14 protein-coding genes, 1 pseudogene, 1 riboswitch and 1 other annotated feature are annotated in these 15,207 nt (G+C 47.8%); of the genes and pseudogenes, 3 read left to right on the forward strand and 12 right to left on the reverse strand.

What is annotated here, in order from left to right; all coding sequences use genetic code 11:
* Positions 1-35: 35 nt before the first annotated feature.
* On the reverse strand, positions 36-356 hold the full coding sequence (gene clpS / locus T411_RS0113375; protein WP_000041728.1) for an ATP-dependent Clp protease adapter ClpS: 321 nt from the start codon (positions 354-356) through the stop codon (positions 36-38).
* A gap of 472 nt (positions 357-828) precedes the next feature.
* On the opposite strand from clpS, the gene cspD reads away from it, so the two are divergent.
* On the forward strand, positions 829-1,050 hold the full coding sequence (cspD, locus tag T411_RS0113380) for a cold shock domain-containing protein CspD (RefSeq protein WP_000190603.1): 222 nt from the start codon (positions 829-831) through the stop codon (positions 1,048-1,050).
* A 98-nt stretch (positions 1,051-1,148) separates the two neighbouring features.
* On the opposite strand, the gene T411_RS0113385 is transcribed toward cspD, so the two are convergent.
* A complete protein-coding gene (locus tag T411_RS0113385) occupies positions 1,149-3,374 on the reverse strand; it encodes an NADP-dependent isocitrate dehydrogenase (RefSeq protein WP_001142855.1) in 2,226 nt (741 codons plus the stop codon).
* A gap of 307 nt (positions 3,375-3,681) precedes the next feature.
* On the opposite strand from T411_RS0113385, the gene rluE reads away from it, so the two are divergent.
* Positions 3,682-4,407: a 23S rRNA pseudouridine(2457) synthase RluE gene (rluE, locus tag T411_RS0113390; protein WP_000098720.1), complete on the forward strand. Its 726-nt coding sequence runs from the start codon at positions 3,682-3,684 to the stop codon at positions 4,405-4,407.
* A gap of 200 nt (positions 4,408-4,607) precedes the next feature.
* Here rluE and hisIE read toward each other — a convergent pair whose 3' ends face one another.
* From hisIE to T411_RS0113435, 9 genes are all read right to left on the reverse strand, one after another.
* Positions 4,608-5,240 carry a bifunctional phosphoribosyl-AMP cyclohydrolase/phosphoribosyl-ATP diphosphatase HisIE gene (hisIE, locus tag T411_RS0113395; RefSeq protein WP_001067502.1) on the reverse strand — a complete coding sequence of 211 codons (633 nt, stop codon included), beginning with the start codon at positions 5,238-5,240 and terminating at the stop codon, positions 4,608-4,610.
* Positions 5,237-6,010: an imidazole glycerol phosphate synthase subunit HisF gene (gene hisF / locus T411_RS0113400; RefSeq protein ID WP_000880146.1), complete on the reverse strand. Its 774-nt coding sequence runs from the start codon at positions 6,008-6,010 to the stop codon at positions 5,237-5,239. Before hisF ends, hisIE begins: the two co-directional genes overlap by 4 nt.
* A complete protein-coding gene (hisA, locus tag T411_RS0113405; RefSeq protein WP_000586511.1) occupies positions 5,992-6,729 on the reverse strand; it encodes a 1-(5-phosphoribosyl)-5-[(5-phosphoribosylamino)methylideneamino]imidazole-4-carboxamide isomerase in 738 nt (245 codons plus the stop codon). The genes hisF and hisA overlap by 19 nt, the downstream gene beginning before the upstream one ends.
* A 42-nt stretch (positions 6,730-6,771) precedes the next feature.
* A complete protein-coding gene (hisH, locus tag T411_RS0113410; RefSeq protein WP_000193249.1) occupies positions 6,772-7,383 on the reverse strand; it encodes an imidazole glycerol phosphate synthase subunit HisH in 612 nt (203 codons plus the stop codon).
* The gene (gene hisB / locus T411_RS0113415; protein WP_000043567.1) at positions 7,383-8,456 is read right to left on the reverse strand and encodes a bifunctional histidinol-phosphatase/imidazoleglycerol-phosphate dehydratase HisB; all 1,074 of its coding nucleotides are present in this window, start codon (positions 8,454-8,456) and stop codon (positions 7,383-7,385) included. Before hisB ends, hisH begins: the two co-directional genes overlap by 1 nt.
* Before the next feature lie 51 nt (positions 8,457-8,507).
* Positions 8,508-9,548, reverse strand: a complete 1,041-nt coding sequence (hisC, locus tag T411_RS0113420) for a histidinol-phosphate transaminase (RefSeq protein WP_000412889.1) — start codon at positions 9,546-9,548, stop codon at positions 8,508-8,510.
* A gap of 3 nt (positions 9,549-9,551) precedes the next feature.
* Complete coding sequence (hisD, locus tag T411_RS0113425) at positions 9,552-10,847, reverse strand: histidinol dehydrogenase (RefSeq protein WP_001261315.1); 1,296 nt, start codon at positions 10,845-10,847, stop codon at positions 9,552-9,554.
* Positions 10,848-10,851: 4 nt separating this feature from the next.
* On the reverse strand, positions 10,852-11,748 hold the full coding sequence (gene hisG, locus T411_RS0113430) for an ATP phosphoribosyltransferase (RefSeq protein WP_001194704.1): 897 nt from the start codon (positions 11,746-11,748) through the stop codon (positions 10,852-10,854).
* Positions 11,749-11,803: 55 nt separating this feature from the next.
* Positions 11,804-11,937: a sequence feature (His leader region), on the reverse strand.
* Positions 11,938-12,156: 219 nt separating this feature from the next.
* A complete protein-coding gene (locus T411_RS0113435) occupies positions 12,157-13,758 on the reverse strand; it encodes a Na+/H+ antiporter NhaC family protein (RefSeq protein ID WP_001048829.1) in 1,602 nt (533 codons plus the stop codon).
* Between the two features lie 115 nt (positions 13,759-13,873).
* A riboswitch (Lysine riboswitch) is annotated at positions 13,874-14,056 on the reverse strand.
* 395 nt (positions 14,057-14,451) lie between these two features.
* Between T411_RS0113435 and T411_RS0113440 the strand changes: the two genes are divergently transcribed.
* The gene (locus tag T411_RS0113440; protein ID WP_001290200.1) at positions 14,452-14,859 is read left to right on the forward strand and encodes an H-NS family histone-like protein; all 408 of its coding nucleotides are present in this window, start codon (positions 14,452-14,454) and stop codon (positions 14,857-14,859) included.
* A 116-nt stretch (positions 14,860-14,975) separates the two neighbouring features.
* Here T411_RS0113440 and T411_RS1000000121020 read toward each other — a convergent pair.
* Positions 14,976-15,207: pseudogene (locus T411_RS1000000121020) on the reverse strand (hypothetical protein); the annotation flags it as partial.

The raw sequence follows: 15,207 nt of genomic DNA on the forward strand, positions 1-15,207 counted from the left end.
GCCTCCTTAAGGAACAACCACATTGCCCGGCAAGTTTAAGCTTGCTCCATCGTGCACAAAAGTGGGTGCTCATTTTCCCTTGAGTACATCGTTACTTGAGCGACTTTCGTCTCTGCAACTTCTGCAGTAAACGTGCCACATATTGCTTTTCCTTCGTAATGCACTTTGAGCATCACTTGCGTCGCTCTCTCTATATCCATAGAGAAAAAGCGCTCAAGAATCTCAATTACAAAGTCCATCGGTGTGTAATCATCGTTGTTTAACACCACGTGATACATAGATGGTGGCTTAACCGCCGTCTTTTCTTTCTCCAGCAAATCAAAGTCTGGAGAGATCCATTCAAAGTTTTTACTCATGACACTTCAATATTTGAGGGCTTCTTACAGAGAATTCAACTATAAAGTGCTGTAAAACTAGCCGTTTAAACTCACTGACGGCATCCGCACTTTAATGAATTTCGCCTCTTACTTAGAGACTAATGCAGCAATTGTAACGCTGCAAATAAAACATTGCGAATGACGATCACGAATAGCGCGATTGCTTACTTTACCGACACCAATATGCAAGCTTGTTAATGATTTGCTTCGCGATTTGCAAATGACAAATTTATATAATTGCAATTGCAAAATTGAGTTTGCATATCAAACTGTGTGCTTTTATACGTTCGTCCTATTGACTGCGTTCAATCATCGTCTAAATTGGTCAATTAGTGACTAACGTTAAGCATAGGCTGAATCGCTATTCACTTTTGAGAAGTCAGGAAGTCCTAGGGACAAATTGACGTTTCTCTTAAAACATCAGTTATAAAATGCATGAGGGATGTATAGCATGGCTACAGGTACAGTGAAATGGTTTAATAATGCCAAAGGCTTCGGTTTTATTTGCCCGGAAGGTGAAGACGGAGATATTTTCGCTCATTACTCAACCATTCAGATGGACGGATACCGTACACTCAAAGCCGGTCAACAGGTTTCTTATCAGGTGGAGCAAGGTCCTAAGGGATACCACGCGAGCTGTGTTGTGCCAATCGAGGGACAATCAGCAAAATAGTGGATTGATTGCCACACTAGCGTGCTTTGGCAATTTGCAAAGCACAAAAATAGAAACCCGCCCAATTGGGCGGGTTTTGTTTTGGTGTCTAAACTAGATTAACGGTCAATGATCGCGTTGAAGGTCGAGCTAGGACGCATAAGCGGAGCCACCTTCGCAAACTCAGGTGCGTAATAGCCACCCAAATCGCCAGGCTTGCCTTGCGCGCCATTCAGTTCTGCGACAATTTGCGCTTCTTTCTCTTCAAGCGCTTTTGCAATCGGAGCAAACTCAGCTGCGAGATCTGCATCTGCCGTTTGTTCAGCCAGTGCTTGCGCCCAGTAAGTCGCCAAATAGAAATGGCTACCACGGTTGTCAATTTCACCGACACGGCGTGAAGGCGATTTGTTCATATCGAGGAACTTACCCGTCGCTTTATCAAGCGCATCCGCCAACACTTGTGCTTTGCGATTGCCAGTGACCACACTCAAGTGCTCCAGAGATGCGGCTAGCGCTAAAAACTCACCCAGTGAATCCCAACGTAAGTGGTTCTCTTTTTGTACTTGTTGTACGTGCTTCGGTGCCGAGCCGCCCGCGCCCGTTTCAAACAAACCACCACCGTTCATCAACGGAACGATAGAGAGCATTTTCGCCGAAGTACCCAGTTCAAGGATTGGGAATAAGTCAGTCAAGTAATCACGTAGCACGTTACCTGTTACAGAAATGGTGTCTTGTCCCGCCTTCATACGCACAAGTGAATATTGCGTGGCTTCAATCGGTGACAGGATCTTGATTTCTAAACCAGAGGTATCGTGATTAGGTAGGTACTGATTCACTTTCTTGATCAACTCAGCGTCATGAGCGCGTGCAGGATCCAGCCAGAAAACGGCTGGCGTGTTGGAAGCGCGAGCACGAGTTACCGCCAATTTTACCCAATCTTGGATTGGCGCATCTTTTACCTGACACATGCGGAAGATGTCGCCCGCTTCCACGCTTTGTTCCAGCAGCACTTTGCCCGCTTCGTCAATCACACGCACCACACCTTCAGCATCCAGAATAAAGGTCTTATCGTGTGAGCCGTACTCTTCTGCTTTTTGTGCCATCAGACCCACGTTGGGCACACTGCCCATAGTAGTTGGGTCAAACGCGCCGTGCTGTTTACAGAAATCGATGACGGTTTGGTAAACGCCTGCGTAGCAGCGATCGGGAATCGTCGCTTTGGTGTCTTTCTGCTTACCATCAGGGCCCCACATTTGGCCTGAAGTACGGATCATTGCTGGCATAGACGCATCAACAATCACATCGCTTGGTACATGCAGGTTGGTGATACCGCGGTCAGAGTCCACCATCGCCAGAGCGGGTTGCGTCGCATATACCGCTTGAATCGCCGCTTCAATTTCTGCACGTTGCGCTTCTGGCAGCGATTGAATTTTAGCGTAGACATCACCTAAGCCGTTATTAACGTCCACACCCAGCTGATCGAACAGTTGACCATACTTATCAAAAACCGCTTTGTAGTACACCTTCACCGCATGACCGAAGATCACTGGATCCGAGACTTTCATCATGGTCGCTTTCATGTGCAGTGAGAACAGCACGTCTTGCGCTTTCGCATCCGCGATTTCTTTTTCAAAGAAGGCAATCAGCGCTTTTTTGCTCATCACGCTGGTATCGATGATCTCTTTATCTTGCAGCGCAAAAGGCTTTTTCAGCACTTTCACTGCACCCTCTTTACCCACGAACTCAATCGCCACTTTAGTTGCGCCGCTCACCGTCATCGACTTCTCGCTACCGAAGAAATCTTTATCGCTCATGCTTGCAACATGTGATTTTGAATCCTTACTCCAAGCGCCCATGGAGTGCGGGTTTTTCTTGGCGTAGTTTTTCACCGAGGCTGGAGCACGGCGATCGGAGTTACCTTCACGTAACACTGGGTTTACCGCGCTACCCTTGATCTTGTCATAAGTTGCTTTGATCGCTTCTTCTTCGTAGCTACTCGGTTCTTCTGGGTAATTTGGCAGTGCGTAGCCTTTGTCTTGCAGCTCTTTAATCGCCGCTTTGAGTTGAGGAACAGAAGCAGAAATATTTGGCAGTTTAATGATGTTCGCTTCAGGCGTTTTTGCTAGCTCACCCAGTTCAGTCAACGCATCGCTGATACGTTGTTCTTCGGTCAAATGCTCAGGGAAATTAGCCAGAATACGACCAGCTAATGAAATATCGCGTGTTTCTACGTTAATGCCTGATGAAGCAGTAAATGATTGAATAATCGGCAGTAATGAATACGTTGCCAGCGCTGGGGCTTCATCAGTAATGGTATAAATAATTGTAGGTTTATTGGTAGGCATGAACTTTCCCTATCTGTTCTAACAGCACCATTGGATGCAATGACACTGTGTGACTGTCCGTTCTCAAGTCGGCGACATCCCCTCAACCTGAGTACGATCTTCTCACTCTTGCAAATCCTGTGTTCGAATGACGTTGAGCCGCCTTCGAGCTCGTCCTTGAGTGAAGGTATTTATAATTAAACAAATTGAAGACAATAGTCTATTATCTTGTTCGTTAAACCTTTTCCAGGGCGCAAATGATAGCCGATCTCGCCTCTACGGAAAACTTTCAAACACAGTTTATTTACATTTTTGCAAGGTGCTTAACATGTCATCTCGCTTGTCCAGCGATGCCACCTCCTCTTCTTCCGATCAACGAAAGTCGCATTTTAAACAAAGAGCCGCGAAAAACGCTGGCCATCCACCAACGAGAGCAAATCGAAAGAGTGTTGCTAACAAGAAAAAAAATGCCACTCAAACGGCTTTGTCACCTAAGCGCCCCCTTTCTCCTGCTGAGCGTAAAGTGATCCTGTTTAATAAACCTTATGACACTTTAAGCCAATTTACCGATGGGGATGGAAGAAAAACCTTGGCCGACTACATCCCAATTAAGGATGTTTACGCCGCAGGACGTTTGGATCGCGATAGCGAAGGACTACTGATTTTAACCAATGATGGAATTTTGCAGGCCAGATTGACTCAGCCGCAGTCCAAAGCGCCAAAAACTTACTGGGTGCAAGTTGAAGGTTCGCCACAAGAGAGCGACCTTGAGGCATTGCGCCACGGAGTGACCTTAAAAGATGGCCCGACTTTACCGGCGAAAGTCGACATCATGCCCGAACCCACGCTTTGGCCACGCAATCCGCCGGTGCGTTTTCGCGCAGCAATTCCGACCACATGGTTAGCCATTACTTTAATGGAAGGGCGTAATCGCCAAGTACGACGCATGACGGCGCACATCGGTTTCCCGACTCTACGCTTGATTCGTTACTCCATGGGCGATTGGAACTTGGGAGATTTGCAGCCCGGTGAGTGGCGGGAAGTGACGCTTTAATACTCTGATTAATCAAAAATATATAGCCAAACTACTTGGAGTTGCAGGTAGGCGGCAAATGAGTGAATCCCCATGAGCATAGATACACTATGTGATTGGGGTGAACGAATGCAGCCAACACCGCTGCAGCTTCAAGTAGGAAGGCAATAACGCCCCAATAATGGGGCGTTATTGTTTGGTTGGAGAAACTCGTCTACCAATTACTTATGGCGTTCTTTCAGCTTATTGATCACATCATTCATGGCTAAGCCTTGCTCTTGCAGCAACACCAACAAGTGATACATCAAGTCGGCGGATTCGCAAATCAGCTCCTCCTTATCCCCTGCCGTCGCCGCCAACGCGACTTCAACCCCTTCTTCACCCACTTTCTGCGCAATGCGTTTGGTGCCACGCGCATACAAAGAGGCCGTGTAAGAAGAACTGGGATCGGCATTTTTGCGCTCTGCCAACAGTTGTTCCAACTGATGAAGCCAAACCATTTGTGACTCCTCTTGTGCATCACCATCCCAACAGGTCACGGTGCCTGTGTGACAGGTTGGGCCAATCGGGTTCACTTTCACCAGTAGCGTATCTTGGTCGCAATCCAGCGCGATATTTTTCAGTTGCAACACATGACCTGAGGTTTCTCCCTTAGTCCACAAACGCTGTTTGCTGCGCGAGAAAAAGGTCACTTGCTGAGTATCGAGGGTTTTTTGCAACGCTTCAGGGTTCATATACCCCATCATTAAGACTTGGCTGGACTGAAAATCTTGCACAATGGCGGGCACAAGTCCATCGACTTTCTGCCAATCAATACGGTCGGTTAGCGTGGCAAATGGGCTTGCTGGATTCATCGTCTCACCTCAATTCCTTGTTGTTTTAGATACTGCTTGAGTTCACCGATATTGATGATCTGCTTGTGAAACACCGAAGCGGCTAAAGCACCATCGACGTTCGCTTGAGTAAAAGCTTGCGCGAAATGTTCCATCGCCCCTGCACCACCGGAGGCGATCAGCGGAACTCGGCACACCGAGCGCACTAAGTTGAGCTGCTCAAGATCGTAACCATTGCGCACACCATCTTGGTTCATCATGTTCAGTACAATTTCCCCAGCGCCGCGCTTTTGCACCTCTTGCACCCAATCGCAAGTTTGCCACTGCGTGGCACGGGTGCGGCTTTCGTCACCGGTAAACTGATAAACCTGATATTGACCTGTTTCTTTATCAAAATAAGAGTCGATGCCAACCACGATACATTGCACGCCAAAGCGATCCGCAAGATCGGTGATCAGTTGTGGATTCGCCAGTGCAGGCGAGTTAATTGACACTTTATCTGCACCGAACTCCAAGATTCGCGCAGCATCTTGCGCCGACTTGATCCCGCCCGCGACACAGAAAGGGATGTCGATCACTTCCGCGACTCGCGCGACCCAGCTTTTATCGACAACGCGGCCATCACTGGAAGCGGTAATATCGTAAAACACCAGCTCATCCGCGCCTTCTTCGGCGTAACGTTTGGCCAGTGGCACAATGTCTCCAATGATTTCGTGGTTACGAAACTGAACGCCTTTCACTACCTGTCCATCACGTACATCCAGACAAGGAATTATCCGTTTTGCCAACATGCGAATGCCTCCTGCGCGGTAAATTTGCCATCCAATAGCGCGCGACCGACAATCACACCCGCAACGCCTGTGCCTTTCAATGCCTCAATATCGGCAAGTGAACCAATGCCACCGGACGATTGGAACTGCACTTGTGGATATTGACGACAGAGATCGCGATACAGCTCAACGTTCGAACCGGCCAACGTGCCATCGCGGGAAATATCGGTGCACAGTACGTGCTGTAAACCAACCGTTAAGTAATCATCAATCAAAGCTTCAATCGTCACGCCGGAATCTTCCTGCCAGCCAGAAATCGCGACTTTGCGCGTACCTTGTTCATCAATGTTGATGTCCAACGCTAAAACAATTTTCTCAGCGCCGTATTTTTCTATCCAGCTTTTGACCAATTGCGGCTGTTTAACCGCGGTTGAACCCACCACCACGCGCTGCGCGCCAGCTTCAAGCAGATCCACCACGTCTTGTTCACTGCGTACTCCACCACCAATTTGAATATTGGCGGGTGTGCTCGCGAGCAGGCGAGCAATCAAATTCAGTTGGCGTGCTGCGGTATTTTTCGCGCCAGTTAAGTCCACCAAGTGCAACCAACCTGCCCCAGCTTGGTGGTACAAATTAAACTGCTCCGCTGGGTCTACTTTATATTCGGTCACTTGTCCGTAATCACCTTGATACAGACGCACAACCTGACCTTCAATCAAATCTAATGCGGGAATAATCATTGTGGTTCCTTGTATTGCGCCAGCTTTGACCAGCGCTTGTCCCTAAAGCTCAAGAAAGTTTTGAATCAAGCGTGCGCCCGCTTTTGAAGAGCGCTCAGGGTGAAATTGCACCCCGTAATAGTTCCCTGCTTGAATCGCTGCGCTAAACGGCTGACCATATTCGCACTGGGCAATGGTGTAATCGCCAACGGGCATGGCAAAGCTGTGCACAAAGTAGAAGTACGCATCAGGTTCTATACCGTTAAACAGTGGATGCCCCTCTTTCACTTGCACCGTGTTCCAGCCCATGTGTGGCAACGGCAGATCGCCGGTTTGCAGCAAACGGACTTCGCCATCGACTAACCCTAAGCACTGCACAATCTCATCGGCTTTCTGGCCTTTTTCTTCCGACAATTTGCCAAGCAATTGCATGCCAAGGCAGATGCCAAGCAATGGTTTCTCAACCCGTTTCACCAACTCGATCAAATCACGTTCGGTGAGGTTTTTCATCGCTTCGCTCGCGGTGCCAACTCCGGGCAGAAACAGTTTATCTGCCGCGAGTACCACTTGCGGATCGCGCGAAATCGTCACCGCATAACCTAATCGTTCAATGGCGAATTTGACCGAGGAGATATTGGCGCAGCCAGTATCAATAATCACCACATTCTGAGTCATCAGAGCACCCCTTTACTGCTCGGCAGATCGTTACCTTGCACCGTGATGGCTTGACGCAGCGTGCGGCCAAACGCTTTAAACAGGCTCTCAATGATGTGGTGATCGTTATCGCCACTGGAAGAGAGGTGCAGAGTACACGCCAAAGTATCGGTCAATGAGCGAAAGAAGTGATACACCATCTCAGTCGACAGATCGCCCACTTGCGGGCGGCTAAAGCTCGCATCAAATTTCAGATACGGGCGGCCCGAGAGATCCAACGCGCACTGTGCCAAACACTCATCCATGGGCAATGTGAAACCAAAGCGTCCAATACCACGTTTGTCACCCAGTGCTTCACGCAGTGCTTGCCCTAGTGCCAAGGCGGTATCTTCCACCGTGTGGTGATCATCAATGTGCAGATCGCCCACCACTTTCAGTTGCAGTTGGAAACCGCCGTGGGTCGCGATTTGATCTAGCATGTGATCAAAAAAGCCCAATCCAGTTTCAATCTGATTACCGCCAGTTTGGTCAAGATTGACTAGAACCTGAATATCGGTCTCTTTGGTTTTACGCACCACTTGGGCAACACGTGGCTTGGTGGTGAGATCTTTAACGATATCCAGCCACCCCATGGTTTGTGGGTGGTATTGAATACCGCGAATCGCCATATTTTCAGCCAGTTGCAGATCGGTCATGCGATCGCCAATCACGGCTGACGATTTGAAATCGACTTTGCCACCTTGCAGATACTCTTTGACCAAGCCAAGTTTCGGTTTGCGGCACGAACAGTTATCACGCTCAAAGTGCGGGCAAATCAGCACATCATTAAACTTCACGCCTTGCGATTCAAAAATGTCCATCATCATGTTATGCGGCGCATCGAAATCCGCTTGCGGGTAGCTTGAAGTGCCTAAACCATCCTGATTGGTCACCATCACCAAACGATAACCCGCCTCTTGTAGCTTGAGCAGGCTTGGGATCACATAAGGCTCAAGTTTGAGTTTGTCCAAACGGTCAACTTGAAAATCCACTGGCGGCTCAACAATTAAGGTGCCGTCGCGGTCGATAAAAAGAATTTTTTGTTGTTTGCTCACAAGAATGTCCTTTTCATCAGCAGCCCGCGCAGCGAGCTGCTGTAAACAAAATTACTGGTAGTAGTTGCGAATAAACGCGACGGTTTTTTCACACTCTTCGCGATTGCCAACACTGATACGCACACAGTTTTCAATCGGTGAATTACGCAAAATAATGCCGTGCTCCCACGCCGCTTTAAACAGTGCATCACCATCAGGGAATTTCACTAATAGATAGTTACCCCAACCTTCAAAAACCTGCACACCCGGAACCATAGAGAGCCCCACTTGTAGGTAAGCTCGATTCGCGCCGAGATCCAATACTTGGTATTTGGCGCGCGCGAGACCTGCAGGTGATAAGGCTTGCACCGCGATTTCGGCAACCGGCACTGGCACCGGATAAGGCGCGATCACTTTGAGTAACACATTGATGAGTTCAGCATTGGCAAGCGTGAAGCCACAGCGTAGTCCCGCCAAAGCAAAAGCTTTAGAGAGTGTGCGTAGAATCGCCAAGTTCGGATATTGGGCGAGCAAATCAACCGTCGATGCCTCTGGGCAGAAATCGATGTAGGCTTCATCCATCACCACAATCGCGCGATCTTGGGTCATCTCCAGCAGTTTGATGATGTCAGCACGTTTGACCAAGTTGCCAGTCGGGTTATTCGGGCTACACACAAACACCAATTTAACGCGATCCAGATTGGCCTCAATGCTCGGTAAATCGAGTTGCCAATCAGTAGTCAACGGCACTTTTTTACGCTCAACACCAAAGGTTTCTGCACTGATCGCGTACATGCCATAGGTTGGAGGGCAGAACAGAATCGCATCCTGATTGGGTTCGCAAAACGCACGGATCAAAAGCTCAATCCCTTCATCCGCGCCGCGCGAAGTCAGCACTTGCTCCGGCTGTACTCCAGCGTAATTAGCGTAAGCTTGGATCATCGCCTTAGGTTGGCAATCACTGTAACGATTAAGGCGCGCAAAATCGGTTTTGTATTCGTTATTGAAAGGCGATTCGTTAGCATTGAGCCAAACATCACCACTACCACCAATACGACGCGCAGAAAGGTATGGGGTTAACGCCTGAATTTGTTGACGAGCCAGTTTTTCCATAATTTATTGAGCCTTCTGTAATTTTTCTACTCGAATCGTAACCGCACGTTTGTGCGCGTCTAACCCTTCCGCTTCCGCCATCGTTACTACGGTGGGCGCAAGCAATTGCAAGCCATCAGCGGTCAGCTCTTGCACTGTCATGCGTTTACTGAAATCGGCCAAACCTAAGCTGGAATAGGTGCGGGTGTAACCGTAAGTGGGTAGCACATGGTTGGTACCAGAAGCGTAATCGCCTACCGATTCTGGCGACCAATCGCCAAGGAAAATGGAGCCTGCGTTATCGAGCAGTGGAACCAACTCACGCGGGTTGCGCGTCTGCACAATCAAGTGCTCAGGGCCGTAGTAGTTAGAAATCGACACTGCTTGGGTGAGTGATTCAGCAATAATGATCAGACTGGAAGCCAAGGCTTTTTCAGCAATGCTGGCGCGCGAAAGCACTTTAAGCTGCTTTTGCACTGCGTCCGTCACTTGATCGGCCAACACTGGTGATGGTGTGACCAGAACCACCTGTGAATCTGGGCCGTGCTCTGCCTGACTGAGTAGATCGGCGGCGATAAAATTGGCATCCGCCGTTTCATCAGCAATCACCAATACTTCTGAAGGTCCTGCAGGCATATCAATCGCTGCGCCACGGAAATCGTTACTCACTTGGCGTTTTGCTTCCGTCACATAGGCGTTACCGGGGCCAAAGATTTTGTCAACTTTAGTCACCGTTTCCGTACCGTAAGCCATTGCGGCGATTGCCTGACCGCCGCCTAGGTTGTACACCTCATCGATGTTACACAGCTTAGCGACGTAGAGAATTTCATCAGCAATTGGCGGAGGTGAGCAGAGCACCACTTTACGACAACCAGCGATTTGCGCAGGCACACCGAGCATTAGTACGGTTGATGGTAGCGGTGCGCTGCCACCCGGAATATACAGACCCACTTTGTTGATCGGACGAGTGACTTGCTCACACACCACTCCGGGCATGGTTTCCACTTTGATTGGTTGCGCTTTTTGCGCCTTGTGGAATTTGCTGATGTTGTTGTATGCCTGCTCCAACGCCTGTTTCATTGTTTCCGACAAACTCGCGGCCGCGGCATCCATCTCTTCGCGAGATACGCGCAGTGAAGCGGGTTTTACACGATCAAATTTTTCAGTTAATTCAAACAGTGCGGCATCACCCTCACTGCGCACTTTCGCAATCACCTGCGCAACTGCGGCAGTGATGTTTGCTCCTTCGGTAATCGCAGGACGTTCTAAAATCGATTCTTGCTGAGCTTCACTCAACGATTGCCAAACCACGGTTCTCATCGCCTTACTCCATCATTTTTTCAATCGGTAACACCAAAATTGAGCTAGCACCGAGGGCTTTCAGCTGCTCCATGGTTTCCCAGAATAGATTTTCCGAACTCACCATGTGTACCGCGACTTTGGATTTGTCGGCAGACAAGGGAAGCACTGTTGGGTCTTCCGCTCCGGGCAACAAGGTTTTGATTTGCGCCAACTTCTCAACCGGAGCGTGCAGCATGATGTATTTCGATTCTTTGGCTTGTTGCACGCCGTGCATGCGAGTGAGGAGTTTATCGATCAGTGCAGCTTTATCGGCAGCAAAAGCACCTGGGCGCTGAATAAGCGTCGCTTTGGATTCAAAAATCACTTCCACTTCTTTAAGACCGTTGGCTTCTAAGGTCGCGCCAGTGGAGACCAGATCCGCAATCGCATCGGCTAATCCCGCGCGCGGTGCAACTTCAACCGACCCCGTCAACATACAGGTGCTGAAATCCACGCCTTGGCGATCCATATAAGCTTTGAGCAGTTGTGGGTAGGTGGTGGCAATACGCTTACCATTCAGATCTTGCGGGCCACGATACTCAGCATCTTTTTCAATCGCGATCGACAGACGGCAACCACCAAAGTCCATACGACGAAGAGTGGTAAATTCGTTACGTTGGTTGAGTGCTAGGCGATCTAAACGTGTTTCTTCAAGCACGTTTTCACCAACAAAACCCAAATCCACCACCCCATCCATGATCAGTCCTGGAATGTCATCGTCACGCACCAACAACAGGTCAATCGGCATATTCAGTGAATGAACCACCAAGCGCTCGCCCATGATGTTGAATTTCACACCGCATTTTTTCAGCAGTTCTTGGCACTCTTGGCTCAGGCGGCCTTTTTTCTGTATCGCGATTCTTAGTCGTTGTGTTTGCATGTCATTCTTCCTTTGCAATTTGTTGAATTTAATAATTTTTCCAAAGCTTAAAACGAAAAACCCTCGGGAGGTTTGGTCTCCCGAGGGTTAGAATCTTTTTATGGCTCTGATTTCAACTCCGGGAGATTCCTGTCCCCCGGGTATGCGTACATCTCCCGAAAGACACCTTAGGGATGATGATGGTGATGAATGTTCATTACGAAATTACGCATACTTAGTGGTTTCTGTCTGTTTGAGAACTGCCTTCACACTAACTAAGCTAAGTTTTTTTTTCAACCACAAATTGACACTTTTCTGGTTATTTTTTTATGACGGCTTTAAGAGCTCATCACCACCACTCAAAGCTGCAATTAAGGTTAGCGATAAAAAAAGAGGCCGACTGGCCTCTTATCTCTATAGCGATGCAAATTAGGCAGACACCTGTTTGCTCACTTTGGCTTTTGATAGTGCTGCAAAAATTAAGCAAACCACCACAAAACTCACGGATGCGGCAGCTAAAGCCAGCCCGAGTGAAGCAAAAATTCCCAGCACCACGTAACCAATCGCTGACACTAACGCAACCGCCAATGCGTAAGGCAGTTGAGTCGCAACATGGTCAATATGATGACAACGTGCTCCCGTCGAAGAGAGAATCGTGGTATCTGAAATCGGCGAACAGTGATCGCCAAATACGGAACCGGCAAGTACCGCACCGAGCATCGGCAGCATAAGTGCAATATCTGTAGCGCCAGCCATGTCACCCGCAATCGGCAGCATGATGCCAAAAGTGCCCCATGATGTACCGGTAGAAAACGCCATCGCACCAGACAGCACAAACAGAATGACCGGAAGCCAATGTGGGTCAATATTGCCTTGTACGAGAGAAGAGAGATAAGCACCGGTCTTCATGTCACCGATGACAGAACCTATGGTCCACGCAAAAATCAGGATCAAAATTGCACCAAACATCGATTTCGCACCAATCCATAAGGTTTTTGCGATTTCAGCCGTCGGTAGTTTTTGGCGCAACACGGTCACAAAAGCCATCGCCAGACCAACTAATCCACCATATACCAATGAAGTACCAACATTGGTATTTTCAAACGCCCCAAAAATATCAAACGACTGACCACTTTCCGCTAATGCACTTGCGCCAGTCCAAATCATCGCACCAATGGTCGCAACGACTAAAAACACAATCGGCAACACGAGATCGAGTACTGTACCGCGTTCACTTTCACGAATATCAAGCTCTTCATTGAGTTCGTGGGCCTCTTGTGTATCTGTACTCGGGTCTTCATCAAAACCACGCCCTTGAGAAGCGGCAATTTCATGCTTGCGCATCTGGCCGATATCCATTTGGAACCACACCACCGCAAATACCATCAGCAACGCAAAGATCGCATAGAAGTTCATCGGCACTAAACGCAGATAAGCACCTAATGCGGAATACTCCTCGATACCGTGCGAAACTAAAATGCCACCGATAATGGTCATGATATACGCACCCCAACTTGAGGCGGGCATGACCACACACATAGGCGCAGCAGTGGAATCCAGAATGTAAGCGAGTTTGGCACGCGAAACGTAAAAACGATCGGTCACTGGGCGAGAAATAGAACCGACAGCGAGGCTATTAAAATAGTCGTCAACAAAAATGAATACGCCTAAAAATGCCGCCAGTAATTTAGAGCCACGTTTACTTTTCACCCGGACTTGTGCCCACTGAGCAAAAGCGCGAGTGCCGCCCGACAACGTCAGTAGCGCAGTCATCATACCCAGTAACAGTAAAAAGCCGACAATACTCATATTCCAAGCATTGATCGCGCCCTCTTTGACAAACACGCTACCCACTTGTGTGGCGATATATTGCAACGACTGACCAATAGAATAATCAGCCAGCAGTAAAGCACCTAAAAAAATCCCCACGCCAAGAGAAAGGAGTACACGGCGAGTCACAATAGCCAAACTCAATGCCACCAGCGGTGGTAAAACAGAGAGTGGCGAAGAAGCAAAATCGATTAAATTCATGATCTTCCTAAACCAGTAAAAAATGGTTAGAGATCTACTGCAGACAAATCAAGCGACATCATGTCAACTTAATTTATGTTGAACTAAGCGAAAGGGAAGCGAACACTTCACCCAACCCTACAGTAGCGCTCCATAGTTTAACAACAATATAGACTATGGCAGTGTTACACCTATTGAATGTAACCCCAGCCAACTGCGTTGATGGGCAAGTTGACTTCGGCGGCAACGCCTTTTTCCACAATTCATTGGCATCACCCCAACTGTGGATACTTTTCGTAACCGCTCCTCTACGGCGAAAACTTCATCCTAATCTGCCAATTCATTTGGCTCATTTAGTCTGCTTTTCGCATTAGGTGAGAGACATTTTACTTAACAAAAATATCAATGCAACTAGGTTCCAGTGAGAAAAACAAGTGCCACAGCTCACAAATCAATCATTTCATTGATACTTATTTCATAAAAACACCGCAAGACTTGATATATAGAACTAATATTATTTACCTGTATGATAAGTTCCTGCAGCTGCTTTTATATGCGTCTGCAGTATTCTAAATAGTAAATTCATTAAATAAACATCATTTTATATTTTTACTTTCTTACTATTTTGACTTAATATTTGCAGCGAAAACTTGTCAGTATAATAAGCTAGGTTTAGTATTAACTCGTTATCCAAATTGTGAACAGGAAATGGTAATGTCGGAAATCACTAAGACTTTATTAAATATTCGTAGCCTACGTGCTTATGCACGCGAACTGACTATTGAGCAACTTGAAGAAGCGTTAGATAAATTAACGACCGTCGTTCAAGAGCGTAAAGAAGCAGAAGCAGAAGAAATTGCTGCTCGTGCAGAGCAAGAAGCGAAATTAGCCGCAATTGCTGAACAAATTGCTAAAGATGGTATCGACCTCGAAGCGCTTATTTCTGCGCTATCAGGCGAAACTAAAACGAAAGCAAAAGGCAAACGTGCACCTCGCCCTGCAAAATACAAGTATATCGACACCAACGGTGAAGAAAAAACTTGGACAGGCCAAGGCCGTACTCCTTCAGTGATCCAAAAAGCACTGGATGAAGGTAAATCTCTGGAAGAATTCGCTCTGTAATTTTGCCAGAAACTAAAATGATAAAGGCTCCTGTAGCGAGCCGCGAGAAATGAGCAATCGAGACTATAAAAATGAGCACTAACCATAGTGCTCATTTCATTAGGGTTAAACAAAATTTAAATCGGATTTACAGGGCGTGATTCACCGCGAATTGATGGTGTACCTTGTTCGTCGGTAGTGGTGTAGTCTCGGAGCTGTCTTGCGTATAACTTCCACGCATCCAAAGTGTATGTTGCACGTTGATCATCGGTCCAGTGATACATTAGCTCAATTTGAACATTAGCAAGTTCAGAAAGAGCCCAATGATGCTCGATTTGTGCAAGCTCTTGAGGCGACTTAATACGCTCG

The organism is Vibrio cholerae ATCC 14035 (assembly GCF_000621645.1).
Classification (GTDB): Bacteria; Pseudomonadota; Gammaproteobacteria; order Enterobacterales; family Vibrionaceae; genus Vibrio; species Vibrio cholerae.